The sequence below is a fragment of the Comamonas jiangduensis genome (assembly GCF_030162955.1).
GTDB classification, from domain to species: Bacteria; Pseudomonadota; Gammaproteobacteria; order Burkholderiales; family Burkholderiaceae_C; genus Comamonas; species Comamonas jiangduensis.
Window position 1 is genome coordinate 61,228 of record NZ_JARXOV010000002.1, and the last position, 24,478, is coordinate 85,705.

The following is a 24,478-nucleotide window of genomic DNA, read 5'->3' on the forward strand; positions in this document are numbered from 1 at the left end:
TTGTTTGAGAGTCGCTCTCAATTACAGCAATAGCTTGCCGGCCCTTGCCAAGGGGCGGCACGCCTGCTGATACCCCAGCCTTAGAGCAACGGACTGAGCGTGGCCAACAGGTTGTTCCATATACGTTGCCACCACGGCCATGCTTGCACCTGTGCCAGCGTGACGGGGCGCGACTGCGCGATGTACGCGCTCTGCCGTGCACGCACCGCCAGAGTGATTGCGGCATCTTGCAGCAGCACATTGTTTTCAAAGTTCAGGTCAAAACTGCGCAAATCCAGGTTGGTGGAGCCCAGCAGCGTGACTTGCCCATCCACGCACAAGGTTTTGGCGTGCAACAAGCCGGGCGTAAATTCATAGATGTGCACACCGGCCTGCAGCAAGCGGTGGTAGTAGCTGCGGCTGGCGGCTGCAACAAAGGCGGAATCATTGCGTGCCGGGGTGATCAGCGTGAGCTGCACGCCGCGCCAGGCAGTGGCGCACAGGGCGTCGAGCACGGTGGCATCGGGGACAAAGTACGGGGTGGAAATCACCACTTCGTGCTGGGCGCAGGCCAGCAGCACCGACACCAGCTCGGAGGTGGAGCGTGCGCGCTCGGTCGGGCCTTCGGCCATCGTGACGGCGGCAAAGCCTGCCGCAGGCATGTCGCTTGGCGGTGGCAGGGCCAGAGGGGGCGGGGGGGCAAAGGGCTTGGCACCAGACTGGTTCCAGTCGCTGGCAAACACCCACTGCATTTGCTGCACCACCGGGCCTTGCAGGCGCAACATGATGTCCACCCACGGTGCGTAGGCGGCCTTGGGCAAAAATGCCTCGTCGGCGCAGTTCTGGCTGCCGATATAGGTGATCTGGCGGTCAATCAGGGTGATCTTGCGGTGGTTGCGCAGGTCAATGCGGCTGGTCAGCAGCACCCGCACAGGGTGACTCAGCGGCTGGGCCACCGCCACTTCAACCCCCGCCTGCTGCATCTGCTGCCACAGCGGCGAATGCACCATGGCCCGGGAGCCCAGGCCATCCACCATGGCGCGGCATTGCACGCCGCGCTGGGCGGCACGCATCAAGGCGTGGGCCACGTCGCAGCCCGTGTGGTCATCCAGCCAGATGTAGTACAGCACGTGGATTTCATGCTGCGCCGCCTCCATGTCTTGCAGCATGCGTGCGCGGGCGCTTGCGCCGTCAGCCATCAATTCGGCCTGGTGGCCCAAGTTCGGGGTAAAGCCATTGATGGATGCCGCATAGCCAAATGCACTGTGCCAGCGGTGGTCAATGGTGTCGCGCACCGCTTGCGGAGTGGGCAGCAGGTGGGGGTGGCAGCGCTGCTGGTAGTCATGCACGTTGATGTGCTGGGTGCGCCCCCCACGGCGCAGTGCGACTTCGCCAAACAGGTAATACAGCACGCAGCTGACCAAGGGCAGCAGCACCGCCGTCACCAGCCAGCCCATGCGCACGTCGGGGCGCATATCGGTACGCCACAAAATGCGCAGTCCCAGGCCCAGCACCACCACGCCGTGCAAGACGATCAAAAACCATGTCATAGGGCAAGCAGCATACAGGGCAGGCTGGCTGGACTCCAGCGCTGGGGTGACCGTGCAGCAGGTGAACCCTAAAGCCTTCAGTCCTATATAAGACTTGTCGGCTATGGCGCGCAGGTGGTCACAGTTGCGCCGATAATTGGCAAGATTTTTCCGGCGCCTGTGCGTGCCTATAACAAACCGAGAGAAGCTTCACGATGACTACCTCCATCCGCCAGCAAGACCTGATCGATTCGGTCGCAGGTGCCCTCCAGTACATCAGCTACTACCACACGCCGGATTTCATCCAGCATCTGGCACGCGCCTATGAGCGCGAGCAAAGCCCTGCGGCCAAGGATGCGATGGCCCAAATCTTGACCAACTCCAAGATGAGCGCCACGGGCCAGCGCCCCATCTGCCAGGACACCGGCATCGTCAACGTGTTCCTGAAGGTGGGCATGGATGTGAAGTGGGACGGCTTCACCATGGGTCTGGAAGACGCCATCAACGAAGGCGTGCGCCGTGGCTACAACCACCCCGACAACACCCTGCGCGCCTCCGTGGTGGCTGACCCCCACTTTAAGCGCAAGAACACCAAGGACAATACCCCCGCCGTGATCAACGTGCAGATCGTGCCCGGCAATACGGTGGAAGTGACCGTGGCGGCCAAGGGCGGCGGCTCTGAGAACAAGTCCAAGATGATCATGATGAACCCCAGCGATGACCTCGTTGAGTGGGTTTTGAAGACCATCCCCACCATGGGCGCAGGCTGGTGCCCCCCCGGCATGATCGGTATCGGCATTGGCGGCACGGCAGAAAAAGCCGTCTTGCTGGCCAAAGAAAGCCTGATGGAAGACCTGAACATGTACGAGCTGCAGCAAAAAGCTGCCAGCGGTGCAGAGTTGGATGACGTGGAAAAACTGCGCTTGGAGCTGTTCGAAAAGATCAACGCGTTGGGTATTGGTGCCCAAGGCCTGGGCGGCCTGACCACCGTGCTGGACGTCAAGATCAATATGTATCCCACGCACGCGGCCTCCAAGCCCGTGGCCATGATCCCCAACTGCGCCGCCACCCGCCACGCGCACTTTGTGCTGGACGGCTCTGGCCCCGTGTTCCTGGACCCTCCATCGATGGACGTGTGGCCCAAGATTGACTGGGCACCGGACTACAACAAGTCCAAGAAGGTGGACTTGAACAATCTGACCAAGGAAGAAGTGGCCAGCTGGAAGCCCGGCGACACCCTGCTGCTCAACGGCAAGATGCTGACTGGCCGCGACGCTGCCCACAAGCGCATTCAGGACATGCTGGCCAAGGGCGAGAAGCTGCCTGTGGACTTCACCAACCGCGTGATTTACTACGTCGGCCCCGTGGATGCCGTGCGTGATGAGGCAGTTGGCCCCGCTGGCCCCACTACCGCCACCCGCATGGACAAGTTCACCGACATGATGCTGGAGCAAACCGGCCTGATCGCCATGGTGGGTAAGGCCGAGCGCGGCCCCGTGGCAATCGAAAGCATCAAGAACCACAAGTCGGCCTATCTGATGGCTGTGGGTGGCGCTGCTTACCTGGTGTCCAAGGCCATCAAGCACGCCAAGGTGGTGGGCTTTGAAGACCTGGGCATGGAAGCCATCTACGAATTTGACGTGGTCGACATGCCCGTGACCGTGGCGGTGGATGCGGGCGGCACCAGCGCCCACATCACCGGCCCCGCAATCTGGAAGGAAAAGATTGCGACCGGCGAATTCAAGGGCATCAGCGTGGCAGGTGCTTAACGCACAGCCGCCTTAGCCTTCAAAAGCAAAACCGCCTTCTGGCGGTTTTTTTGTGGTTGCATTGTGCGGCTGCGTTGTGCGGTTTCGCGCTATTTACAGTGCATCCAGCGGGCTCAAAATGCCGCGCCCGCCCTTGTTGAGCACGTGGGTGTAAATCATGGTGGTGCTCACATCGGCATGGCCCAGCAGCTCCTGCACCGTGCGTATGTCGTAGCCCGCCTGCAGCAAATGTGTGGCAAAAGAGTGGCGCAGCACATGGGGAGACACCGGCTTGGCAATACCCGCTCTGCGGGCGGCATCGCGCACGGCGCGCTGCACGGAGGTGGGCAGCACGTGGTGCCTGCGCTCCAGCAACTCCCCCGTGCGTGCATCTGGCCGTGGGTCTTGCGAGCGCACCGGGGATGGGAAGACCCACTGCCAAGGCCAGCTGCGATCAGCCTCCGGGTACTTCACCGCCAGCGCATGGGGCAGATACACCCGGCCAAAACCTGCCAGCACATCTTTTTCGTGCAGCGCACGCACTTTTTGCAGCTGGGCTTTGAGTGGGGTGATCAGGTTTTCTGGCAGCACGGTCACCCGGTCTTTGTTGCCCTTGCCCTCACGCACCACAATCTCGCGCCGTTCAAACTCAATGTCTTTGACGCGCAGCCGCAGCCCCTCCAGCACCCGCATGCCCGTGCCATAGAGCAAGTGGCAGATCAGACTGGGGGTGCCTTCCATATGCAGCAGCAACTCGCGCACCTCGCTGGGGGTCAGCACTACCGGCAAGCGCTGCGGTGTCTTGGCTTGCACCACCTCATCGAGCCAGGGCAGTTCGATATTCAAAACCTGCTTGTAGAGGTACAGCAGCGCCGCTTTGGCCTGGTTTTGCGTGGATGCTGCCACTTGCCGCTCCACGGCCAAATGCGTCAAAAAAGCTTCCACCTCTGCCGCGCCCATGTCTTGTGGATGGCGCTTGTGGTGAAAAAGAATAAAGCGCTTGGCCCAATCGGCATAAGCCTCCTCCGTGCGAATGCTGTAGTGCCGCGTACGCAAATGCTCCCGCAGGCGGGTGAGCAATTTAGGGGGAGGAGGGGATGCATCCATCCGCCAATTTTTAGACCGCTCAAAATGTTAGCTATTGGCATTTTCCCTATAGAGCCTGACTAACGTGATTGCATTAGATGGTCAGTATCACTACGATCCATCTCACCTAAATCTAGTTAGACATCATGAGGGAAGCGGTGACCATCGAAATTTCGAACCAACTATCAGAGGTGCTAAGCGTCATTGAGCGCCATCTGGAATCAACGTTGCTGGCCGTGCATTTGTACGGCTCCGCAGTGGATGGCGGCCTGAAGCCATACAGCGATATTGATTTGTTGGTTACTGTGGCCGTAAAGCTTGATGAAACGACGCGGCGAGCATTGCTCAATGATCTTATGGAGGCTTCGGCTTTCCCTGGCGAGAGCGAGACGCTCCGCGCTATAGAAGTCACCCTTGTCGTGCATGACGACATCATCCCGTGGCGTTATCCGGCTAAGCGCGAGCTGCAATTTGGAGAATGGCAGCGCAATGACATTCTTGCGGGTATCTTCGAGCCAGCCATGATCGACATTGATCTAGCTATCCTGCTTACAAAAGCAAGAGAACATAGCGTTGCCTTGGTAGGTCCGGCAGCGGAGGAATTCTTTGACCCGGTTCCTGAACAGGATCTATTCGAGGCGCTGAGGGAAACCTTGAAGCTATGGAACTCGCAGCCCGACTGGGCCGGCGATGAGCGAAATGTAGTGCTTACGTTGTCCCGCATTTGGTACAGCGCAATAACCGGCAAAATCGCGCCGAAGGATGTCGCTGCCGACTGGGCAATAAAACGCCTACCTGCCCAGTATCAGCCCGTCTTACTTGAAGCTAAGCAAGCTTATCTGGGACAAAAAGAAGATCACTTGGCCTCACGCGCAGATCACTTGGAAGAATTTATTCGCTTTGTGAAAGGCGAGATCATCAAGTCAGTTGGTAAATGATGTCTAACAATTCGTTCAAGCCGACCGCGCTACGCGCGGCGGCTTAACTCCGGCGTTAGATTTTCGGAGTAAAAATGAACATAATTTTTAGAATTCTCATTTGCTTTGTTGCTTATTTCGTCGTCTTCATCGGCAACAACGTTTATCGTGAATTGAATAATTTACAGCCGAGTACCGCCCTCAGTACCCAACTCGGTTTCGCGACAATGTTTGCTCTTTGGTTTGTCTTGCCAAAAAAGAAGTAAATTTAAACTTCTAACAAATTTTCAATATATAAAATTTTTCGAATAAATCAATATAAAAAAGAACTAATTTAAACTTATGACACCCCAAATATTATGACCACAAACTCTATTAACCCTCCGGCAAAACTTTTGTTTTCAATTTCAGCAATTATTGCGTTATTTTTATTAACAATTGGTCAATCATACGCATCAGCCGAAGGAATATTGAAATTATCAAATGCCGATTTTGATAATCTAGGCAAATCCATGGCCGAGGGAGTATCAAAGTCCGCGCCGCAACAAATAGATCGAACGACTATTTTGCTTGGCGCTTTTTATTCAAATCAAACGAAAACTTTTATTTATAAATATAAATCAGATATTACAATAAATTCATCTGCGATCAGAAATCATATAATACAAAATTCTTGCGGGAATGCGACGCGACGTGCATTTTTGCAACGAGGTGGATTTTTTGAGCACGCTTATTTGACTCCAAGTGGAGAACAAAAGATAAAAATAAAATTTTCAGATTGCCAATAAAATATATTTCATTTTTAAATGAATATCTGCGAAATAAGTGAAGCCCTTCAAAACTGGGCCAAAAATGAACCCATAGTAACCAAAGTTTACATTTTTGGCAGTCGCCTCAAAGGCACGCATCGACCAGATAGCGATTTAGATATTGCCGTTGAACTTCGCAAGTTGCCTGGCGATGAAGATGTCAACGCTACATGGATTGGAGAGGCTAAACGACTCAAGCATTCAATAGCGAAATTCGTGCCATATAACGTAGATTTACAGGGGTATAACGGAAAAGAAACGCCACATGTAGATGCATATCTAAAGGATCAAATTTTGATAGTTTACAATTCAATAATTTAAACACGCAATTAATCATTTATCGGCTATTTCATTAGTAAATGGCTAGATCCAATTCTAGTTATTCCACTTCAAAGACGTGCAACGCCGAGTCAAAGGCATATGAAAAAATTCTTATATATATTACCATCAATTTTGCTTGCCATATCTACAAACACAAATGCAGGATGGCTTGGCGACAAACTATGCGGCAAAGAGAAGTTGCTGAAAAAGCGGGAGTTTATATTATCTCAAATAGAAATCGAGAAGCGCAATCCAGAAAAAATTGCCATCTCGACATGCCGGAATTATATTGAGCGACATCTAGACTCAAGATCAATTGGGTACACATCAATTTCCGCAGAATTGCGCGGCACAACAAAACGATATATCGGCGTCGGCATTCAAGTCACCGATAGCACCGATAGAGATAATTTCAGTGTCAATTTTTCCTGCATGGTGTCAATAGACGGAACAAGAGTTATTAAAACCGCAACTGAACCACCTTCCAGTCGCGACTCATTTCGCGTCCGCACAAACACTCGACTTCAATCTCTAGAAACAGAGCTTATTGTTGTAGAAGCACAAATTGCAGGCTGTTAAACTTACTCTCAAAATTGTACAAACGTATCTCCGTTGCGCCCTCCGTTTCGACCTTCGGGTCTAACTTTTCGTCGCAGCCGACCGCCTTCGGCGTCGGCTGAACTCAGGGCGTTAGACCACAAAAATCGGAGAGTCGAATGCCATTACCGCTCATTCCCATCATCTCTGCGCTTGCTGCCGGCGGGTCATTAGTTCCGCATGCTGCCGGGGGCATGATCGTTACGTCTGCCGCCGGCTATGTTGCCGGAACTTACCTCAGTACTGCGGCAATTGGTGGGTTACTGACAGCAGCAGCATCAACCCTTGGAGTAGGTGCGCTTTATGTTACTGGAGTTGCTGGGAGCATCATTGGTGGTGCTGGATTATTTGGCACAACTGTCGGCGCCTCAGGCATAACAGGAGCTTTAATGTCAGTCGGCATCATTTCTGCCACGCCTATCTGGATTCCGCTCGCTATTGGTGGAGCAGCGGCAGCCGGTGCAGGCGGACTCGGTTACGGTAGCTACAGGTTGCTTAAGCTGAAGAAGAAAATACGAACGACTGAAGCAGGTCAAGAAGCTCACTTCACCGAATCTGAAGCAAAGATGATTGAGGGAATTGTCAAGCGGTTGAGTCAAAAACAAGATGGATGTAATGAAACCTAACCCGGCGCTCAAGCCGAACCGCATACTGCGGTCGGCTTATCTTGTCCGTTAGCCTGCCTTTTATTCCTACCCATTCAATCCCATGAATATTCAAACGTCATTTGCCTTTGCAAGCATTAAATCGCTGGATATTTGGCGTTGTTTATGGCTTCGCCTTTGAGCGCTTGGGGTGGCTATTTGCTTTGGAAGATAGTGCAGCGAAGCGCTCGGTAGTTCTGAAAGCGGAATTTACAGTCCACAGGTGCGCTATGCCCCAGCGATTTTTGAGTGACTTTGTGGCGGTGGAAAACTGACCTCAGCGCATCCCACAAAAAAATGCATCAAAAAGCCATTTAGCCCATTAGATGCATAGGCAATCAGCTATCAAAAATAAGAAATGAATCGCTGTGCCATGATGCCGCACATGAAGCGCCCTTTTGCCCAAGCTTGCGAAAACAACCAAGCCCCCATTTTTGAAGTGCTGCAGCACGCCTTTGCCCACAGCACGCATGTTCTGGAAATTGGCTCCGGCACGGGCCAGCACAGCGTGTACTTGGCACCGCGTTTGCCGCACGTGATTTGGCAGACCAGCGAGCTGCCCGCGCTGCATGCGGGGATAGCCGCGTGGCATGCCGATTTCCCCGCGCCCAATCTGCGCTTGCCGCTCGACATGGACTTGCGCTGCAGTGACTGGCCCCACACCGCCGATGGCGTGTTTGACGCGGTCTTTACCAGCAACACGCTGCACATCGTGGCGTGGCCGCTGGTGCAGCGCTTGTTCACGCTGCTCGGGCAGCACTTGCCCGCGGGCGGGGTGTTTGCGGTCTATGGGCCGTTTAACTACGGCGGCACCTTCACCAGCGAGAGCAACCGTGCATTCGACGCATGGCTCAAAGCGTGCGATGTGGACAGTGGCATTCGAGACTTTGAGGCCGTGGTGGCGCTGGCCGCCCAGCACGGCCTGCATTTGCGGCAAGACCATGCCATGCCTGCCAATAACCGGATTTTGGTGTTTGAAAAAGCATCGCTCAGTGCATAAGCATCAAACAGGCCTTTAGCGCTTATCTAGCAAGCGATAGCAGCTCTTGTTTTTGATGTTTCTTGAGCAATAGGTTGGCGCGATTTGTAAGCAAAGTTGCTGCGCGCATTGAAAAATGCAGCCAGGAACCTTAGTTAACACGCCGTACTCTTACCGTTTTCTTTGACCTTTCCTTGTCTGGAACCCCTGCATGACACACGACGAAATCCGTGCCACCCTGACTTTGTGTTTGTTGGCATCGTTTGCCGATGGCGAAAAGCACGACCGCGAGCGCGAGCAAATTCGCCAAGTGGCCGAGGGGCTGGCGGGCGACCAAGCCATCAACCTGCCCGGTCTGTACCAAGATGTGTTGTTGCGCCGTGTGAATCTGGAGTCGGCAGCGGCCCGCCTGACCAGCGAGCACGCCCGCCAGCTGGCCTATGAGATGGCGGTGTGCGTGTGTGACGCCGATGGCCACACCAGCCCCAAGGAAGATGCCTTTTTGGCGCAGCTGCGTGCGGCGCTGGGCATGGGCGCAGCATCTGCGGCGGCCTCGGTTGCTCCTGCAGCGGTAGCTGTCAACGCCGGTGCAGCAAGCGCTGCCTCCCAATTTGGGTCCCAAGCCCGTGCCGTGGCCGATGCGCCGGTGCAGGTGGCAGCCGCCCCTGAAGCAGCGGTGCAACTGCCTGCCAGCGTGAGCGTGCCGCACCCTGCGGCGGTGGATGCCTTGCCCCAAACGGCAGCGCAGCGCCGCCCCGGCAGCCTGAGCGCGGCAGAGATGGACAGCAAAATCCTCAAGGCCTCTATCCTCAATGGCGCCATTGAGTTGCTGCCCGAGAACTTGTCCACGCTGGCCATCATTCCGCTGCAGATGCGGCTGGTCTACCAAATTGGCCAAAGCTATGGCTACCAGCTCGACAGCGGCCACATCAAAGACTTTCTGGCCACGCTGGGCGTGGGCCTGACCTCGCAGTACCTGGAGCAAGCGGGCCGCAAGTTGCTGGGCGGTTTGCTGGGCAAGGTGGGCGGTGGTTTGCTCGGTGGCTTGGGCAAGCAGGCGGTGAGCAGCGGCATGAGCTTTGCCAGCACGTATGCGCTGGGCCATGTGGCCAACCAGTACTACGCGGGCGATCGCACGTTGAGCACAGACATGCTCAAAGACGCTTACCAGCACGTGATGCAAGACGGGCGCCAGTTGCAGGCGCGCTATCTGCCGCAGATGCAGGAAACCGCGCGGGGGCTGAACACCGCGAAAATTTTGAGCATGGTGCGCGGCGGCTAAATCCGGCGTGTGCCAGTGAAACACCAAGGGCTGCCTGGTGCAGCCCTTGGTGTTGGTGGATATGCAAAGTGCAAAGCTTGGTGTCAAATATGACTGTGGTGCTTACTGGGCAAGCGCTGGTAGCTATGAAACTTGCGTTTTGCTGATCTGCATCGGGTGCTATTCCACCCCGGCACTGGCCGGCTGGGGCTTGCGTGCAGCCAAGGTGTGCAAGGGGGCGCTGGTTGTTGGGGGGCGGGGTAGCACCGCCTGAGCCCTTGTGGGCCGTGCGAGGGCGCTGGGGGCTACAGCCTGCACCTTGAAGCGCTGCACCAGCTCGCGCAGATGTTCCGACTGCGCGCGCAGGCTGTGTGCGGCGGCGGCACTTTGCTCGACCAGGGCGGCGTTTTGCTGGGTCATTTGGTCCAGGGAACCCACGGCTTCGTTCACCTGGGCCACGCCATCGCGCTGCTCGGCCGCGTTGGTGTTGATGGTGTGCATGACTTCGGTGACGCGGTGAATGGATTGCACCACCTCGGTCATGGTGCTGCCTGCGCTTTGCACCAGGCTGGCGCCGTCGGCAATACGGTCAACCGAAGCCTGAATCAGGGTTTTGATTTCTTTGGCGGCTTGGGCACTGCGCTGGGCCAGCGTGCGCACTTCGGCGGCCACTACGGCAAAGCCCCGGCCTTGCTCACCGGCGCGGGCGGCTTCTACGGCGGCGTTCAGCGCCAGAATATTGGTTTGGAAGGCAATGCCGTCAATCACCCCAATGATGTCGGCAATCTTTTGGCTGCTGCTGTGGATGTCGGTCATGGCCTCCACCACTTGGTGTACCACCGTGCCGCCGCGCTGTGCCACGCCGCAGGCTTGTTGCGCCAAACCTGCGGCGTGCTGGGCGCTGCTGGCGGTTGCTTGCAGGGTCTGGGTCAGTTGCAGCATGGCCGCAGCGGCTTGCTGCAGGTGGCTGGAGGTGACTTCGGTGCGCTGCGACAAGTCTTGGTTGCCCGAGGCGATCTCGCTGCTGGCCAAGGTGATGGCATCGTCGCTTTGGCGCACATCCTCCATCATGCTGGACAGCGACTGGCTCATGCGCTGCAGCGACTGTAGCAACTGGCCAAATTCGTCGTGGCGCACGTCTTCACCAAAATTCGAGCGCAAATCACCTGCGGCAATTTGCTCGGCAATCTGGTTGGCCTGTTGCATGGAGCGGCGAATGCTGCCAATCAGCAAATAGGCGCCCACAGCAATACCCAGCAGCAAAAACACCATGTGGATGGCAGCCGCGCGCACCACGCCTTGGCGGGCAGCGCCCATGTCGGCGCGCATTTGTGCAAGCTGCTGGGTTTGCTGCTGCACGTATTGCTGCAGGGCGCTGGCGTAGGCCTGAGCGGCTTGGCGCAGGCTGCTGCGGGCGGTTTGCAGCTCGGCAGGCGCAGCGCCTGGATTCGTTTTGCTGCGCTGGGCTTGCTCGGTGAGCGACAGCATCGTTTGGCGCAGTTGCGCCAGCTGTTGCAGCGCTGCCTGGTCCTGGCTGCCGGTGCTGCTGGCCTGCAAAGCTTGCTGCAGCGTGGCAATCACTTGCTGGGTGGCGCTGATTTGCGTGGCCAGCTCGGCTGCCTCCTGTGCATCACTGCTGGAGAGCGCGGCTTGTGTGCGTACGATGTTGACCTGGGCCAGCGCACTCCATTGCGCGGCTTGATCCAGCCGCTGCGACAGCAGGCGGTCTTGTTCGTTGAACTGCTTTTGGTGGCTGGCGGAGTTGTAGCCGGCGTGGCCCACGATCACGATGGCGCCCAGCACAATGCTGCCAACGCCGAGCCACAGCTTTGTCGTCACACTGAGGTGCTTCATGGCGGTTTGTCTGGTGGAGGAAATAGCGGCGCTGCACTTGTAAAAGCACGACCGTGCGAAATTGCAGTTGAAACCAAATGTGAGACGGTGCGTATTGGGGCATACGCCCATTGATGCCCCTTGCCGATGGCAAGTGAGAGCGTGGTTTGGCATCTTTGGCAAGGCGCTAGATCAAGCTTTGGTCAGCTTGTTGCAGCGGCTGGTAATGCGCAGCGATGTGCAGATAATGAAACGGTTACACCTTGCTGCACGCCCTGGATTTGCTCATGCATTTGCGCTCTTTCGCCTCTTTGCACTTTTGTTTCACAACCGCTGTCGGTGCCGTTTTGCTGGCGTTCGCGCTGCAACCTGTGGCCTATGCGCAGGCGGGCAAAACCATCACCCAGGCCGACTTGCAGGCGCGCTTGCACGAAGCGCAGGCCAACCCCGAGCTGGGACAAAAGCTTTATGGCCTGGGCAAAAAAGTGGCGGCAGTGTGTGTCAATTGCCACGGTGGTCAAAACGGCCAGGCCATTTTGGAAGTGCCTTACCTGGATGGGCAAAACCCGGCTTATCTGGTGGAACAGATTCGCCAGTTTTCACAGGGCACGCGCAAGAACGCCTTCATGGAAGGCATTTTGAAAGCCATGAACCGCGATGAAATGGTGGGCATGGTGCTGTTTTACGAGAAAGAAAAGCTGGCCCCCCGCCCACCCAAAGATGCGGCAATGCATGCGCGCGGCAAAGCGTATTACGAGCGTATTTGCATCAACTGCCACGCTGCCAACGGCCATGGCAACGAGCGTTTGCCCCGCATTGCGGGCCAGCACGCTGGGTACGTCGATCTCACCTTGAAACGCTACCGTGACGGCAGCAGCGTGCGCTCTGACCCGAACATGGCGTTTGTGACCAAGGGCATGTCAGACCAAGACATTCAGGCCTTGGCCACGTATTTGGAAACCATGCCGTAATTGCCCGCTGCTGCAGGCGATGCACCGTCCACCGCCCCTGCATGGCATGTGCCTGCAGGGGCTTGTCGTTGCTCAGGGCCGCACAGGGCTGTGCACGGGCGCATACTTGGCGGTTATTTGCACAACCCTATTTGTTGCTCCATGACTTTGGCGACCTCGCCGATTGGCGTTTTTGACAGCGGTATTGGCGGCTTGAGCGTGTTGCAAGCACTGCGCCGCGAGTTGCCCCATGAACATTTCGTCTACCTTGCAGACAGCGGCAACGCGCCCTACGGTGAGCGTGGCGATGCCTTTGTGCAGGCGCGTACCCACGCGATTGCCCAGCATTTGCAGGCACAGCACGGCATCAAGGCGCTGGTGATAGCCTGCAACACGGCCACCGCTGCTGCGGTGGAATCCCTGCGGGCGGCCATGCCGCAGTTGCCGCTGATTGGGGTGGAGCCTGCCATCAAGCCGGCAGCGGCTTCCAGCCAGACCCAGCATGTGGGGGTGATGGCAACGCGGGGCACCGTAGAGAGTCGCCGCTTTCGCAAGCTGCTGAGCGAACATGGCCAGAACGTGCAGTTTCATGTGCAAGCCTGCGATGGCTTGGCGCGCGCCATTGAGCTGAGCACTTTGCAGCAGCCAGAAGCGGCGGGCGAAGCTTCAGAAATTGAAGCACTCAGCGCACGCTACATCAGCGCTTTAGGCCAATTTGGCTTGAAAACTGGTGAGATGGATACGTTGGTGCTGGGTTGCACGCACTACATCTTTATCAAAGAGGAGTTGCGGGCCTTGCTGGGGCCGGAGGTGCAACTGATTGACACGGGGGCCCCGGTGGCGCGCCAGACGCGGCGCTTGCTGGCGCAGCAGCAGCGTTTGCGCCCCGAGCCTGCGCAGACTCCCCCCGATGCCTGTGCGCAAGCCCATCAGATCCGGTTGATGACGACGGGCTCTTTGCCCTCGCTGCAAGCGGCGGCCCAGCGCTGGTTGCAGCTGCCGGCCAGCTGCTGCGCGACGGTGCAGGTCTAGCCCGCTTCAGCAGCTGATAGCCGCTGACAGCGGCCATTGCACGGCCGAAGGATGTTGAAACAAATAGATAGCTGCTTGCGTAAGCTGCATCTGCGCTAGAGGCTTATTTAAGCCTCAACCCCATGCGCCGGCAGCGAGCCAATCCGAGTGCCTGTGCAGGGGCGCTCAGTCCATCGCTGCAGTGAGCGGGCGGTTGGCCACCACTTCTTTCATGACCAAGGTGGATGTCATGCGGTGCATACCCGGCAGGGCGGTGAGGCGCTCGTCATAAAAGCGCTGAAAAGCCGGCAGGTCATGTGCCACCACGTGCAGCAGGTAGTCGGGTTCCCCAAATAGGCGCTGGGCCTGCACCACGTTTTCGAGCTGGGCAACGGCCTGTTCAAACTCCGCCACGGCTTTGCTGCCCGTCAGTGTCACAAACACCAGCGCGGCAAATTCCAGCCCCAGCGCCGATGCGTCCAGTTGGGCGCGGTAGCCCCGGATGACGCCGGACTCCTCCAGCGCACGCACGCGCCGGTGGCAGGGCGAGAGGCTCAAGCCCACCCGCTCTGCCAGTTCGGTGACGGTTAATCGCCCGTCGTTTTCGAGTTCAGCAAGAATTTTTCGATCTAAGGCGTTCATGGGGTGAAATTTTCCAAAATCTAGAATTTTTGGGGAAGTTATAGGGAGCACATTTTCCGCTGATCTTCCTATCCTTGCTGCTTTCAAAAACCTGTGTAGGTGTGCTGTGTCAGTGACCATGATGGCCGCGTTTTGGGCCGTTTCCTTGCTTCTTGTGGTGACGCCGGGGGCCGACTGGGCCTATGCCATTTCGGCAGGCTTGCGTGGCCGCTCCAAAGTGGCGCCTGCCGTGCTGGGGCTGGCCTTGGGGGCCATGCTGGCTACCTTGGCGGTTGCGGCAGGCGTGGGGGCGCTGGTGGCCAAGCACCCGCTGGTGCTGACAGCCATTACGGTGCTGGGCGCGGCCTATTTGCTGTGGCTGGGCGTGGCGATGTGGCGCAGCCCGGGTGCCGCCCATGCAGGCCAGGCGCAGGGGAATGACACCTCCTGGCACTGGCTGGCCAAGGGCACATGTGTGAGTGGCTTGAACCCCAAGCAGTTGCTGCTGTTGCTGGCCTTGCTGCCCCAGTTTGTGCAGCAAACCGCGCAGTGGCCGGTGGCGTTGCAAATTGTGGTGCTGGGGGGCTTGCACGCGGCCAGCTGTGCTGTGGTCTATATGGGGGTGGGCCTGGGCTCGCAGCGCGTGCTGGGTGCGCGGCCTGCAGCGGCGCAATGGGTGTCGCGGGTGTCTGGCGGGTTGATGGTGGGCATTGCTGCCATGCTGATGGCAGAGCAACTGTGGCTGGGCGCGCCCCCAGCTCTCTAGGGCGCTGTGTACCGGCGGTGAATGGGCCATGCATCAAAAAAGCGCTCCTGGGGAGCGCTTTTTTTACAGGTGCATGCCCGTGATTACTGGGGCTGCACGCCGGGCAGCAGTTCCATGCCGGTGCGCTTGACCAGCTCTGCATAGCTGATGGGAGGACTCACGCGCTCATCGTCGCGGTTGGCTTGCCAGTGGGCCCAGGCCCGGTTGCTGCTGGCGTCATACACCAGCTTGTACAGGTAGGTGGGGACGGCCACGCGGTTGTCGCCCACGGTGGCAGGCTGTGCATCAAAGACCGGGCCGGTGATGACATACACATCCCCCTTGGCGCGGGCGGCGTAGCGGCGCGTGTCTTTTTCAATCTGCGCCCAAGGGCCACTGTTTTGCTTGATGGACTGGGGCACCATATTGGCCAGCGAAAAGCTTTGCGCCATGGCCTGGGCAGTGGGCATATCGGCAGCCGGGGCCATGTGGCCACGGGAATAGCCAGAGCGCTTGTAGTCGTTCAGTTCTGCACGTTCGGCGCGGGGCAGGCGGGCGTCGGCATAGAACTTGTTGGTGCGCTTTTCATCGGCATCGGCCACCAGCGTTTTGTTCAGTCGCTGTGCCACAAACAGGGGCGTGCGGGTGTTGCCGTTGTGCAGGACGGCAAATGCATCGAAGCACAGGTCACGCAGCTTGGGCTGGGGGGCGATGGCAGGCGGCTCACCGGCCGCAAAAAACTGGCGGCACGCTGAAAAGTGCTGGCTGGTGGCTGGTGCTGCGGCAGATGCATGGGGCGCTGGCGCTGCAGGGCCAGGTGTCGCAGAGGTGGAGGGGGAAGAAGTGTTGCTTAAACAGGCGCTTAACAAAGCGGCGCCCAAAGCGGATGCCACGACAGCGCGTGCACTGCGCGCTGAAAACTTTTGAAAAATCACTGAAATCCCTTGCAGCCATTACGGCTGATGTTCACAAATCAATAGCAAGGGATTGGAGCAGCTTTTGCAAAAAAGTTCCGACGAACGGTTATCTGTGTGCGCACTGTGGCGCAGCATTGTCAGCGCGCTGCAAGCAACGCGCTGACGTTGGGCTAGTTGCCATCCCAGCTGGCACTCCAGCGGTCATTCCATTGGTGGCGCACGCGATCCATGCTGCGGCGATCACGTTTGCTGGGGCGGCCATCGTGTTGCAGTGCGATGTTGCTGGCTGGCTCGGGTGCCAGGCGGTGCTGCTCAGCCAGACGCTCGCGCTCGGCCACACTCTCTGCGGTTTCCTGGTAGAGCTGCTGGGCCACGGGCGCAGGGCCACGCATGGCACTCAAGCCCATCACCCGGACGGTTTTGGGCACATTGCCTTGGCGCAGGGCAATGGTGTCGCCCACACGCACTTCGCGCGAGGCTTTGGCGGCCGCTGCATTCACCGTCACACGGTTTTTGCTGATTTGTTCCACGGCCAAGCTACGGGTTTTGTAAAAACGCGCCGCCCATAACCATTTGTCGAGTCGCATGGAAGAAACTTCACTCATGCGCACATTGTCGTGGATGCCTGCGGCAGTCGTGGCTTGAACGCGGCAGGCATGGCGCCATCCGGGTTTTTACCGGCTGTGCAGATGCCGATGAACGGGATGATGCAGCAGCCCAACAAGCTTGATCCTGCGCAGAGCGGCGCCACGGCACAGGTGGCAGCCTTGCGCTGCATGGTTGGGCAATGCAATCCAGACAAGAAGGTGTGACGTATGACTGAACAAGACGCAGCAGCGCCTGCGCAGACTTTGCAGGAAGAGGCAGGGCCGATGGTGCCACCGCCTGCAGTTGCATGGCAAATTGCGGTGGGGGTGGTGATTGCTGTGGTGGCGGTGGTGCTGGCCTGGGCCACCTGGCAGTTGCCTGCACAACCCCTGCAGCTGGATGGCGGAGCGCGGCTGGTGCCGGGCTTGTGCGCTGGCGTGCTGGGCCTGTGTGGCGGGTGGCTGGTCTGGGAGGCGCTGCATGGGGGCTGGCGCCATCTGCCAGCGTCCACCAGCGCGGCCCATTTTCAGATTACGCCATGGGTGTGGGTGACGGCAGGGCTGCTGCTGTGTGCCTTGCTGATGCGGCAAAGCGGTTTTGTCTGTGCTGCCGCGCTGTGCTACGTGCTGGCTTTGCAGGGCTTGCGTGCTGCAGAGCAGCCAGGGCTGGGTGTGCGTGGCATCCGTTTGGTGACGGATGGGGCGGTCGGGCTGCTGCTGGCTGCCGTGGTGTACGTACTTTTTACGAAGGTGCTGGGCATCAGTTTGCCTGCGGGGTGGTTGCCATGGATGTGATACATGCCTTGTGGCAGGGGCTGGCAGTTGCCACCACCCCTGAAAATTTGGCCTGGGCTTTGGCGGGGTGTGTGCTGGGTACGGCGCTGGGGGTGCTGCCGGGCTTTGGGCCTTCGGTGGCCGTAGCGCTGCTGTTGCCCATGACTTTCCATGTCGACATCACCCAGGCTTTCATCTTTTTTATTGCGATTGCCTGCGGGGGCATGTATGGCGGATCGACCACCTCCATCCTGCTCAATATACCGGGGGAAAGCGCTAGCATGGTCACCGCCATGGAAGGAAACCGCATGGCCTTGAACGGGCGTGCAGGCGTGGCGCTGGCGACGGCGGCGATTGGCTCATGGCTGGCGGGCACGCTGGCGGCGCTGCTGGTGGTGTGGGTGGCACCTTGGGTGGCAGGGATTGCCAGTCGCCTGGGGCCTGCAGAAATCTTCATGCTCATGGTGATGGCGCTGGGTGCTGTCAGCGCGGCGATTGGTAAAAGCACCTTGCGGGGCATGACGGCCTTGTTTGTGGGGCTGGCGCTGGCATGCGTGGGGGCAGAGTCGGTCACCGGGGTGGAGCGCTGGACTGCAGGCTGGCCGTTGCTGCTTGACGGTATCGATATGGTGCTGGTGGCGGTGGGCCTGTTTGTAGTGGCAGAAGTGTTGCATGCCGCCATGTTCGAAGGCCGGGTGCGCCGCACCTTGAATACCGTAGGCCGCGTGCGCATGTCGGCCCAAGACTGGAAGCGTTCCTGGCGACCTTGGCTGCGCGGCACCGTGATTGGGGCGCCTTTTGGTTGTGTGCCCATCGGCGGTATTGATATGCCCACCTATGTGAGCTATGCCTCCGAGCGTTACATGGTGCGCGATGCCTACCGCGCGGAGTTTGGACGTGAGGGCGCGATTGAAGGCGTGGCAGGCCCCGAAGCGGCCAACAATGCCACGGTGACGGCAGCGCTCATACCGCTGCTGGTGATGGGAATTCCCACCAGCAACACCACGGCGGTGATGCTGGGCGCGTTTCAAAACTATGGGGTATTGCCGGGGCCACAGTGGTTTACCAGTGGCCACAGCTTCGTCTGGGTGCTGATTGCGTCGTTGTTCATTGGCAATGCCATGCTGTGGGTGCTGAATATGCCCATGGTGCGGATGTGGACCGTGTTGCTGCGCATACCGCGTCCGCAGCTGTACGCCGCCATGCTGGTGCTGGCGGCTGCCGGTGTTTATGGCATGCGCCAGAGCGTGGGTGATCTGTTGCTGCTCTATGGCATGGGCTTGCTGGGCGTGGCCATGCGGCGCTTTGATTTTCCGCTGACGCCGCTGGTGATCGGTGTGGCGCTGGGCCCGCTGGCCGAGGTGCAACTGCGCCAAGCCGTGGCGGTGGGCAATGGCAGCCTAGCGATTTTTGTGCAGCAGCCCTTGGCACTGACCCTGTTGATGGCCGTGGTGGCGCTGGTAGTGTTGCCGCGGGCACTGCAAGGTTGGGCCAATCACCGTATGGCACAGGCACGCGCTGCGGCGCAGCAAGAGCAGCTGTAGCGAGCTTGCGCAGGCGGCGGGTGCGCTGCAGCGGCATAAAAAAAGGCCTTGGTGCATGCCAAGGCCTTTGTGTGGTGCGCGGTGCTTAGTGGAGCATCAAGGGCTCTTGCTCCTCGGTTTTTGTCGTGCGGCTGGCTTGGGTGCTGGCAGCGCTTGCAGGCGCTAATTGGGGCGACAGCGCCGCAAAGCGTGCCGAGGTGCCGGTGCCCGTTTTGAAGGTGGAGACCAGCTGGTTCAGCTCTGCAGCCTGGTGGCTGAGGCTGCTGGCTGCGGCTGCGCTTTCTTCCACCAAGGCCGCATTTTGTTGGGTGACCTGGTCCAGCTGCGCAATCGCGTCGCTGACTTGGCCGGTGCCCTGGCTTTGCTCCTGGCTGGCGTTGCTGATTTCTTGAATCAGCGTGGAAACGCTTTGCACCTGACGCACCACGTCGGCGATGGTTTGGCCGGTGACACCGACCAAGCGCGTGCCTTCGCTCACTTGGTTCACGCTTTGCTGAATCAGTTGTTTGATTTCCTTGGCGGCTTCGGCGCTGCGGCCCGCCAAAGCACGCACTTCACCCGCCACCACGGCAAAGCCGCGACCTTGCTCACCGGCGCGGGCTGCTTCGACGGCGGCGTTCAGCGCCAAGATGTTGGTCTGGAAGGCAATACCGTCGATCACGCCAATGATGTCGGCAATCTTGCGTGAGCTGGTGGAGATGGTCTCCATGGTGCGTGTGACTTGCTCCATGGCTTCGCCGCCTTGGCTGGCGGTTTGGGCAGCGTCGCGCGCCAGGGCTGTGGCTTGGTGCGCGTTGTCGGTGTTGTTGCGCACGGTCGAGGCCAGCTGCTCCATGCTGGCGGCGGTTTGCTGCAAGTTGCTGGCTTGCTCTTCGGTGCGCTGCGACAAATCGTTGTTGCCGGTCGAGATTTCGGTAGAGCCAGTAGCGATCGATTCGCTGCTCTCGCGGATGCGGTTGACGATACCAATCAGGTTGTCATTCATGCCCTTTAGCGCTTGCATCAAGCGGCCCAGTTCGTCCTTCGATGTGACTTCGATCTTGGAGCTCAAATCACCCTTGGCCACGGTTTCGGCCACATGCACCGCGCTGTCCAGGCTGCGGGTGATGGTGCGGATGATCAAGATGGCGCTCAACAAGGCCAGCACCAGTACCACCACCACGGCAGCAGCCACCAAGATGATGGCGCGCTGCAACTCTGCCTGGGCTTCTTCATAGGCCTGCATGGCCAGCTTTTCTTGCAGCGCGGACAGCTGTTGCAAGTTGGCTGCCAAGGGGCTGACATTGGGGAACAGGCGGTATTCGATGAAAGAGCCCAGCGACTCATGGTCTTGCTGGTCAAACAAACGCAGCAAATCATCAATGCGTGGGGCCAGTGCATCCAGCAAGACACCTACGCGGTCAGCCAGCGCTTTTTCTTCTTCGGTGATATCTGTGGAGAGGTAATCCTTCCAAGCAGCCTCTGCACTGACTTTGATTTTTGCCAGATCTTCTTTGCCAGACTCCGCCAGGATTTGCTGGTTGTACACCTTGTTGGTGACTTCCACGAGCTTGATGCCATAGCCATCGGAGATCAGCTTGAGTTGCTGCATGGGCAACACGCGGTTGCTATAGATATCTTCCAAGCGTTGGTTGCTGGCATGGAGCTGCTGAACCATTGCCAAGGTGATCGCGACTGTCAATACCAGCAGTCCACCGACCAAAAGCCACAGCTTGGCGCGGATACTCAGATCTCTCATTGCTTGCATGTCTTAAACCTGTTTCTCTTCAGTAGTGAGCACATGTGAGTCACATGTGCCGGAGCCTGTGGCGAATGCATAAAGCCTGCCCACGATATGCATGAAATTGTGGCAGATTGTTAATGAAAATGTTCTTTTGGTTACATTGAAAAGGGGTATACCCCCATGTTTTTTTTTGTTTCTTTTGGCGTGAATCGCCGCGTTTGGCCGTCATTTGTACGCAGATTGCGATGAAATCTTCCATCGCGATGCCGCTGTTCTTGAGGGGCGATGTTGCTGGAGGTAGGGGTATTTCGAGGGCGTGCGGGCATAAAAAAGGCCGCAAAAGCGGCCTTGGCTCCGTAGTGGGTAGGTGCTTAGTCGGGCATGGAGCAGTGGCCACCTTGCACGGCCACGCCAGAGCCCGCAGCAATCAGGGGCGCTTCAAAGCGCAAATCTACGGGGGGGGAGGTGTGAAAGTCCCACACCAAGAAAATTACCAGCACCGTCCAAAAGACGGCGCGCAGCGTGTTTGTGTGTGTCATGGCGTCCATCCTTTCTTAAAAGCCAAAATGGCGGCGAATGCGCAGACCCCAAATGGTGCCTGCAAACGCCAGTGGCACCCAGATCCAGCCGTGGATGGAGCCTGTGGAGATACCCGAGAACATGGCGCCCACGTTGCAACCAAACGCCAGGCGCGAGCTGTAGCCCAGCACCAGGCCGGCAATCAGCGCCACCGCCCATTGCTTGCCGCTCAAAGGCTTGCTGCTGGCGGGTGTGGAGGCGCTCACCCACAGGGCGCCGGCCAAGATGCCGATGTTGGTGATGGAGGTCACGTCCAGTAGCACCGTCTCGCTCAGGCGCAGGGCGTTGCCAGGCTGGCTCCAGAACCAGGTGCTGCCCACATCCATGGCACCGGTGGCGTTGGCAATTTTGGCGGCCCACAGACCAAAGCCGTAGACCACGCCCCAGGGCTGGCCTGCAATCACCAGATTCAGTGTGGCCAGCAGGGCCAGCAGCACGGCGCCCACGATCCATTTGCGCACAAACAAAGGCTTGGGTGCGCGCCCCGCTTGCAAGTTGGCGCGCTTGCAGTACAAGCTCACTCCGGCGGCCACCACTGCCAAACCTGCCAGCGTGGCGGCCAAGGCCACATCCCAGCCCCATGCGGTGACCAGGCCCACGGGCGCTGCGCGGCCCAAGTCCAGCCACCAGCCCAGGTGCACGCTGCCCAGGAAGCTGCCAATGGCAAACACCGGCAAGATGGCGGCGTTCATGGGAATGCCCAAGCCTGCCTTGTACAGCGTGCCGCTGCCGCAGCCGTCGGCAATTTGCATGCACAGGCCAAAGACAAACGCGCCGACGATCAAGCTCACGCTGGGCGGGCCCAGTGCTGCGGTCAATTCAGGAAAGTGGCCCAGCAGTGGCATGGCCAAGCAGGCTGCCAATGCCAGCAGCAGCAACTGGCCAAAGACGCCCGAGGGGTCTTTGTCTTCCACCAGCATGCGCCAGCCGGTGGTAAAGCCAAAGCGCTTGCCTGCCAGCACAGCGCCCAGCCCAATGCCCACGGCAAACAACGCCGCCTGGCGCACGGAGACCGACCACAACAGCCAGCCAAAAAACACGGCCATCAGGATGGCCAAAGGTAAACGCTTCATTGCGAAACCGCCTCTCGAAAAATCTTCTTATTCAAAAACATGAGCTGCTAGCGCTTTATTTATCTAGATTTCAAAGTGTTTTATGCTTGAAAACTATGAAATACGTACGCTAGCCGCTCTTTTTTTATTGTTGTGCAATGCGTTCAGTTGAACTTGCGCTCCCACCACTGCTTGGTGGAGCGCAGCAATTGCTCACCGCGGCCGGGAGCGTTTTGCAGCTGGGGAAAGTCGGGCTGCTGCGTCCAGTCCACCATCGATCCAGCGTACAGCTTCACGTTGGGAATACCTGCCACTTCACTCAGGCCAAACCAGTCTGTCGCGGCCCAATGGCCGGTGTTGCAAAACGCGACGGCGCCTTGCCCTTCGGGCACCTGAATTTGGGCGGCAATTTGCTTGGCCTTGGCGGTGTCGACAAAGAGGGCGGTCTTGGGCTCAAACCACTGGTTAAAGTCCAGCTGCACCGCACCAGGCAAGGTGCCCGCCAGCTTGGCGGCAGGTGCCTGGGTTTTGCCTTGGTAGAAGGCATCGGGGCGTGAGTCCACCAGCACCGCATTGCTCAGCTTGAGGCTTTGCTGCACATCTTGGCGGGTGGACAGCCATGTCGCATCGAACGTGGGCGCGTAGCTGCTGGGCGCCACTTTGACGGGCTGCGTAGACAGCGGCAGCTTGGCCGCATTCCATGCTTGCATGCCGCCGTTGACGATGGACAGCTCCTTCAGCCCCAGCGATTTCAAAGTCCAGTACACGCGGGCCATGGCGCCAAAGTCGGTGGCGTCTTTGCCGTTGGAGACCACCACGGCATGACTGTCCGCCTTCAAGCCCAGCGACTGCAGCAGCGCAACCAGCTTGGCGTGGTCGGGCAACTCGCCAGGGTTGGTGGCAGGGCCGCGCCATTGGCCGTAGGGGGCGTTGACCGCACCGGGAATGTGGTTTTCTGCAAAGCTTTTGGGGTCGCGGATGTCGATCACGCGCACGGTGGCGGAGGCTTGGGCTTGGGGCAGCAGCGCGGCCAGTTGCTGCGGTGTGAGCAATGGCTCTGCGGCCAAAGCCCAGCCACTGGCGCTCAGGCACAGCGAAAAAGCAATCAATGTTTTAGAAGAAGGCATGGCGATGGTGTTTGCGTGCAATGCAAGCACTTACAAAAAGACTTATGGCCCCGATTGTCCGCCTTCAGTGCCCACAGAGGAACGACCGATCTATTGCAAACATATAACTTCAAGGAATAAGGGGCCTGCTGTCGGAGTTGGGGTCGGTCAAGTGGTGCAGCAGGGACTGCGCCGCGCTGGGCAGCGCTTCGTAAGAGCGCATGCACAGCACCAGCTGGCGCTGTGCCCAGGGCTCGTCCAGGGCCATCGTCTGCAGGCCCAGGCTGTTGACATACAGCGCCGCACTTTTGCGCGGCAGCACCCCCACGCCCAGGCCCGCAGCCACCATCAGGCACAAGGCGTCGTAGCTGGTGACCTGGATGCGCAGCTTCAGCGGCATCCCCAGCTGGGCGGCGCTGCGGGTGAGCAGGCCATTCAAGGCACTGCCCATGTGTGCGCCGACAAAGTCGTAAGTCAGTGCTTGCTGCATGCGCACCTTGGCTTGCTGGGTCAGCGGGTGGCCACTGGGGGCAACCAGCACCAGCTCATCCGTGCGGTAGGGGGTGTAGCGCAAATCGCCGCCGTAATGCCCGGCATTCAAGATGCCAAAGTCGGCCGTGTTCTGCGCCACGGCCAAGGCAATTTCGCTGCTGATTTTTTCTTGCAAATGCACCTGCACTTCCGGGTGCTGGGCCATAAAGCTTTGCAGCTGGGCAGGCAAGAACTGGGTGATGGCCGAGATATTGGCCACCACGCGCACATGGCCGCGCATGCCCATGCCGTACTCACGCATCTGGCGGCCAATGCCATCCATTTCGCCCAGCACATTGCGCGCCAAATCCAGCAGGGTGTAGGCCGCCGGCGTGGGGGAGATGCCGCGGTTGCTGCGCTCAAACAGCCGCACCTGCAGTTGTGCTTCCAGCTCGCTGAGGCGGCGGCTGGCTGCCGAGGTCGCAATATGTTCGCGCGCCGCAGCACGGGCAATCGCTTGTTCTTCCATCACGGCCACAAACAAGCGCAAAGAGAGAGGGTCCAGTCGCATAGGTCGATTTTGCTGTGCTTAAACAGCAAGGCAGATGTTCTATACGTCAACTTTTCATAAGGGTAAGTACTTGGTTTGGTGGTGGCTATGCTGAAACGCGATGGCATTTTCGCGAAACAGCGTT

The 24,478-nt window shown here is 58.6% G+C and carries 24 protein-coding genes; 13 read left to right on the forward strand and 11 right to left on the reverse strand.

The genetic code is table 11. The annotated features are described in order from the left end of the window. Positions 1-80: 80 nt before the first annotated feature. Entirely contained in the window at positions 81-1,529 is a 1,449-nt protein-coding gene (cls, locus tag QEP12_RS01740; protein WP_284213179.1) for a cardiolipin synthase, read from the reverse strand. 194 nt (positions 1,530-1,723) lie between these two features. On the opposite strand from cls, the gene QEP12_RS01745 reads away from it, so the two are divergent. Continuing rightward, the gene (locus QEP12_RS01745; protein ID WP_174862651.1) at positions 1,724-3,277 is read left to right on the forward strand and encodes a fumarate hydratase; all 1,554 of its coding nucleotides are present in this window, start codon (positions 1,724-1,726) and stop codon (positions 3,275-3,277) included. Between the two features lie 93 nt (positions 3,278-3,370). On the opposite strand, the gene QEP12_RS01750 is transcribed toward QEP12_RS01745, so the two are convergent. Continuing rightward, positions 3,371-4,363, reverse strand: a complete 993-nt coding sequence (locus tag QEP12_RS01750) for an integron integrase (protein WP_284213180.1) — start codon at positions 4,361-4,363, stop codon at positions 3,371-3,373. 125 nt (positions 4,364-4,488) lie between these two features. On the opposite strand from QEP12_RS01750, the gene QEP12_RS01755 reads away from it, so the two are divergent. From QEP12_RS01755 to QEP12_RS01785, 7 genes are all read left to right on the forward strand, one after another. After that, the gene (locus tag QEP12_RS01755; RefSeq protein WP_001206356.1) at positions 4,489-5,280 is read left to right on the forward strand and encodes an ANT(3'')-Ia family aminoglycoside nucleotidyltransferase AadA2; all 792 of its coding nucleotides are present in this window, start codon (positions 4,489-4,491) and stop codon (positions 5,278-5,280) included. 338 nt (positions 5,281-5,618) lie between these two features. After that, on the forward strand, positions 5,619-6,047 hold the full coding sequence (locus QEP12_RS01760; RefSeq protein ID WP_284213181.1) for a hypothetical protein: 429 nt from the start codon (positions 5,619-5,621) through the stop codon (positions 6,045-6,047). An 18-nt stretch (positions 6,048-6,065) separates the two neighbouring features. After that, positions 6,066-6,389, forward strand: a complete 324-nt coding sequence (locus QEP12_RS01765; RefSeq protein ID WP_284213182.1) for a nucleotidyltransferase family protein — start codon at positions 6,066-6,068, stop codon at positions 6,387-6,389. A gap of 99 nt (positions 6,390-6,488) precedes the next feature. Continuing rightward, positions 6,489-6,968, forward strand: a complete 480-nt coding sequence (locus tag QEP12_RS01770; protein WP_284213183.1) for a hypothetical protein — start codon at positions 6,489-6,491, stop codon at positions 6,966-6,968. A gap of 212 nt (positions 6,969-7,180) precedes the next feature. Then, positions 7,181-7,612 carry a hypothetical protein gene (locus QEP12_RS01775; protein ID WP_284213184.1) on the forward strand — a complete coding sequence of 144 codons (432 nt, stop codon included), beginning with the start codon at positions 7,181-7,183 and terminating at the stop codon, positions 7,610-7,612. Between the two features lie 394 nt (positions 7,613-8,006). Next, positions 8,007-8,630 (forward strand): DUF938 domain-containing protein, encoded by a 624-nt coding sequence (locus tag QEP12_RS01780; protein WP_431308052.1) that lies wholly within the window; start codon positions 8,007-8,009, stop codon positions 8,628-8,630. Between the two features lie 190 nt (positions 8,631-8,820). Continuing rightward, positions 8,821-9,891 carry a YcjF family protein gene (locus tag QEP12_RS01785; RefSeq protein ID WP_284213185.1) on the forward strand — a complete coding sequence of 357 codons (1,071 nt, stop codon included), beginning with the start codon at positions 8,821-8,823 and terminating at the stop codon, positions 9,889-9,891. Between the two features lie 159 nt (positions 9,892-10,050). Here QEP12_RS01785 and QEP12_RS01790 read toward each other — a convergent pair whose 3' ends face one another. Continuing rightward, positions 10,051-11,724, reverse strand: coding sequence for a methyl-accepting chemotaxis protein (locus QEP12_RS01790; RefSeq protein ID WP_284213186.1), 1,674 nt, complete (start codon positions 11,722-11,724; stop codon positions 10,051-10,053). A gap of 266 nt (positions 11,725-11,990) precedes the next feature. On the opposite strand from QEP12_RS01790, the gene QEP12_RS01795 reads away from it, so the two are divergent. After that, positions 11,991-12,674, forward strand: coding sequence for a c-type cytochrome (locus tag QEP12_RS01795; protein ID WP_284213187.1), 684 nt, complete (start codon positions 11,991-11,993; stop codon positions 12,672-12,674). A gap of 141 nt (positions 12,675-12,815) precedes the next feature. Further along, the gene (gene murI, locus QEP12_RS01800) at positions 12,816-13,685 is read left to right on the forward strand and encodes a glutamate racemase (RefSeq protein WP_219162273.1); all 870 of its coding nucleotides are present in this window, start codon (positions 12,816-12,818) and stop codon (positions 13,683-13,685) included. 165 nt (positions 13,686-13,850) lie between these two features. Here the strand turns inward: murI and QEP12_RS01805 are convergent, their stop codons facing one another. Continuing rightward, the gene (locus tag QEP12_RS01805) at positions 13,851-14,306 is read right to left on the reverse strand and encodes an Lrp/AsnC family transcriptional regulator (protein ID WP_174862881.1); all 456 of its coding nucleotides are present in this window, start codon (positions 14,304-14,306) and stop codon (positions 13,851-13,853) included. Positions 14,307-14,427: 121 nt separating this feature from the next. Between QEP12_RS01805 and QEP12_RS01810 the strand changes: the two genes are divergently transcribed. Next, positions 14,428-15,051, forward strand: a complete 624-nt coding sequence (locus tag QEP12_RS01810; RefSeq protein WP_431308053.1) for a LysE family translocator — start codon at positions 14,428-14,430, stop codon at positions 15,049-15,051. Positions 15,052-15,134: 83 nt separating this feature from the next. Here the strand turns inward: QEP12_RS01810 and QEP12_RS01815 are convergent, their stop codons facing one another. Beyond that, positions 15,135-15,923 (reverse strand): DNA/RNA non-specific endonuclease, encoded by a 789-nt coding sequence (locus tag QEP12_RS01815; RefSeq protein WP_246254109.1) that lies wholly within the window; start codon positions 15,921-15,923, stop codon positions 15,135-15,137. A 194-nt stretch (positions 15,924-16,117) separates the two neighbouring features. Then, on the reverse strand, positions 16,118-16,552 hold the full coding sequence (locus QEP12_RS01820; protein WP_174862880.1) for an RNA-binding S4 domain-containing protein: 435 nt from the start codon (positions 16,550-16,552) through the stop codon (positions 16,118-16,120). A 210-nt stretch (positions 16,553-16,762) separates the two neighbouring features. Between QEP12_RS01820 and QEP12_RS01825 the strand changes: the two genes are divergently transcribed. Both QEP12_RS01825 and QEP12_RS01830 read left to right on the forward strand, forming a co-directional pair. Further along, complete coding sequence (locus QEP12_RS01825; protein WP_284213189.1) at positions 16,763-17,329, forward strand: tripartite tricarboxylate transporter TctB family protein; 567 nt, start codon at positions 16,763-16,765, stop codon at positions 17,327-17,329. Next, positions 17,320-18,852 (forward strand): tripartite tricarboxylate transporter permease, encoded by a 1,533-nt coding sequence (locus QEP12_RS01830; RefSeq protein ID WP_284213190.1) that lies wholly within the window; start codon positions 17,320-17,322, stop codon positions 18,850-18,852. Before QEP12_RS01825 ends, QEP12_RS01830 begins: the two co-directional genes overlap by 10 nt. An 85-nt stretch (positions 18,853-18,937) precedes the next feature. Here the strand turns inward: QEP12_RS01830 and QEP12_RS01835 are convergent, their stop codons facing one another. The 5 genes from QEP12_RS01835 to QEP12_RS01855 all read right to left on the reverse strand — a co-directional run bounded on the left by QEP12_RS01835 (position 18,938) and on the right by QEP12_RS01855 (position 24,354). Next, complete coding sequence (locus QEP12_RS01835) at positions 18,938-20,599, reverse strand: methyl-accepting chemotaxis protein (RefSeq protein WP_284213191.1); 1,662 nt, start codon at positions 20,597-20,599, stop codon at positions 18,938-18,940. Between the two features lie 347 nt (positions 20,600-20,946). Then, on the reverse strand, positions 20,947-21,114 hold the full coding sequence (locus QEP12_RS01840) for a hypothetical protein (RefSeq protein ID WP_284213192.1): 168 nt from the start codon (positions 21,112-21,114) through the stop codon (positions 20,947-20,949). A gap of 15 nt (positions 21,115-21,129) precedes the next feature. Next, positions 21,130-22,227, reverse strand: a complete 1,098-nt coding sequence (locus tag QEP12_RS01845) for a YeeE/YedE thiosulfate transporter family protein (RefSeq protein ID WP_284213193.1) — start codon at positions 22,225-22,227, stop codon at positions 21,130-21,132. Between the two features lie 143 nt (positions 22,228-22,370). Next, entirely contained in the window at positions 22,371-23,333 is a 963-nt protein-coding gene (locus tag QEP12_RS01850; RefSeq protein ID WP_284213194.1) for a sulfurtransferase, read from the reverse strand. 109 nt (positions 23,334-23,442) lie between these two features. After that, complete coding sequence (locus QEP12_RS01855) at positions 23,443-24,354, reverse strand: LysR family transcriptional regulator (RefSeq protein ID WP_174863429.1); 912 nt, start codon at positions 24,352-24,354, stop codon at positions 23,443-23,445. Between the last annotated feature and the right edge of the window lie 124 nt (positions 24,355-24,478).

Bases quoted from the DNA above. Each gene is read 5' to 3' on its own strand.
- cls (WP_284213179.1), bottom strand. From the start codon at position 1,529: ATGACATGGTTTTTGATCGTCTTGCACGGCGTGGTGGTGCTGGGCCTG.
- QEP12_RS01745 (WP_174862651.1), top strand. From the start codon at position 1,724: ATGACTACCTCCATCCGCCAGCAAGACCTGATCGATTCGGTCGCAGGT.
- QEP12_RS01750 (WP_284213180.1), bottom strand. From the start codon at position 4,363: ATGGATGCATCCCCTCCTCCCCCTAAATTGCTCACCCGCCTGCGGGAG.
- QEP12_RS01755 (WP_001206356.1), top strand. From the start codon at position 4,489: ATGAGGGAAGCGGTGACCATCGAAATTTCGAACCAACTATCAGAGGTG.
- QEP12_RS01760 (WP_284213181.1), top strand. From the start codon at position 5,619: ATGACCACAAACTCTATTAACCCTCCGGCAAAACTTTTGTTTTCAATT.
- QEP12_RS01765 (WP_284213182.1), top strand. From the start codon at position 6,066: ATGAATATCTGCGAAATAAGTGAAGCCCTTCAAAACTGGGCCAAAAAT.
- QEP12_RS01770 (WP_284213183.1), top strand. From the start codon at position 6,489: ATGAAAAAATTCTTATATATATTACCATCAATTTTGCTTGCCATATCT.
- QEP12_RS01775 (WP_284213184.1), top strand. From the start codon at position 7,181: ATGATCGTTACGTCTGCCGCCGGCTATGTTGCCGGAACTTACCTCAGT.
- QEP12_RS01780 (WP_431308052.1), top strand. From the start codon at position 8,007: ATGCCGCACATGAAGCGCCCTTTTGCCCAAGCTTGCGAAAACAACCAA.
- QEP12_RS01785 (WP_284213185.1), top strand. From the start codon at position 8,821: ATGACACACGACGAAATCCGTGCCACCCTGACTTTGTGTTTGTTGGCA.
- QEP12_RS01790 (WP_284213186.1), bottom strand. From the start codon at position 11,724: ATGAAGCACCTCAGTGTGACGACAAAGCTGTGGCTCGGCGTTGGCAGC.
- QEP12_RS01795 (WP_284213187.1), top strand. From the start codon at position 11,991: ATGCATTTGCGCTCTTTCGCCTCTTTGCACTTTTGTTTCACAACCGCT.
- murI (WP_219162273.1), top strand. From the start codon at position 12,816: ATGACTTTGGCGACCTCGCCGATTGGCGTTTTTGACAGCGGTATTGGC.
- QEP12_RS01805 (WP_174862881.1), bottom strand. From the start codon at position 14,306: ATGAACGCCTTAGATCGAAAAATTCTTGCTGAACTCGAAAACGACGGG.
- QEP12_RS01810 (WP_431308053.1), top strand. From the start codon at position 14,428: ATGGCCGCGTTTTGGGCCGTTTCCTTGCTTCTTGTGGTGACGCCGGGG.
- QEP12_RS01820 (WP_174862880.1), bottom strand. From the start codon at position 16,552: ATGAGTGAAGTTTCTTCCATGCGACTCGACAAATGGTTATGGGCGGCG.
- QEP12_RS01825 (WP_284213189.1), top strand. From the start codon at position 16,763: ATGACTGAACAAGACGCAGCAGCGCCTGCGCAGACTTTGCAGGAAGAG.
- QEP12_RS01830 (WP_284213190.1), top strand. From the start codon at position 17,320: ATGGATGTGATACATGCCTTGTGGCAGGGGCTGGCAGTTGCCACCACC.
- QEP12_RS01835 (WP_284213191.1), bottom strand. From the start codon at position 20,599: ATGCAAGCAATGAGAGATCTGAGTATCCGCGCCAAGCTGTGGCTTTTG.
- QEP12_RS01840 (WP_284213192.1), bottom strand. From the start codon at position 21,114: ATGACACACACAAACACGCTGCGCGCCGTCTTTTGGACGGTGCTGGTA.
- QEP12_RS01845 (WP_284213193.1), bottom strand. From the start codon at position 22,227: ATGAAGCGTTTACCTTTGGCCATCCTGATGGCCGTGTTTTTTGGCTGG.
- QEP12_RS01850 (WP_284213194.1), bottom strand. From the start codon at position 23,333: ATGCCTTCTTCTAAAACATTGATTGCTTTTTCGCTGTGCCTGAGCGCC.
- QEP12_RS01855 (WP_174863429.1), bottom strand. From the start codon at position 24,354: ATGCGACTGGACCCTCTCTCTTTGCGCTTGTTTGTGGCCGTGATGGAA.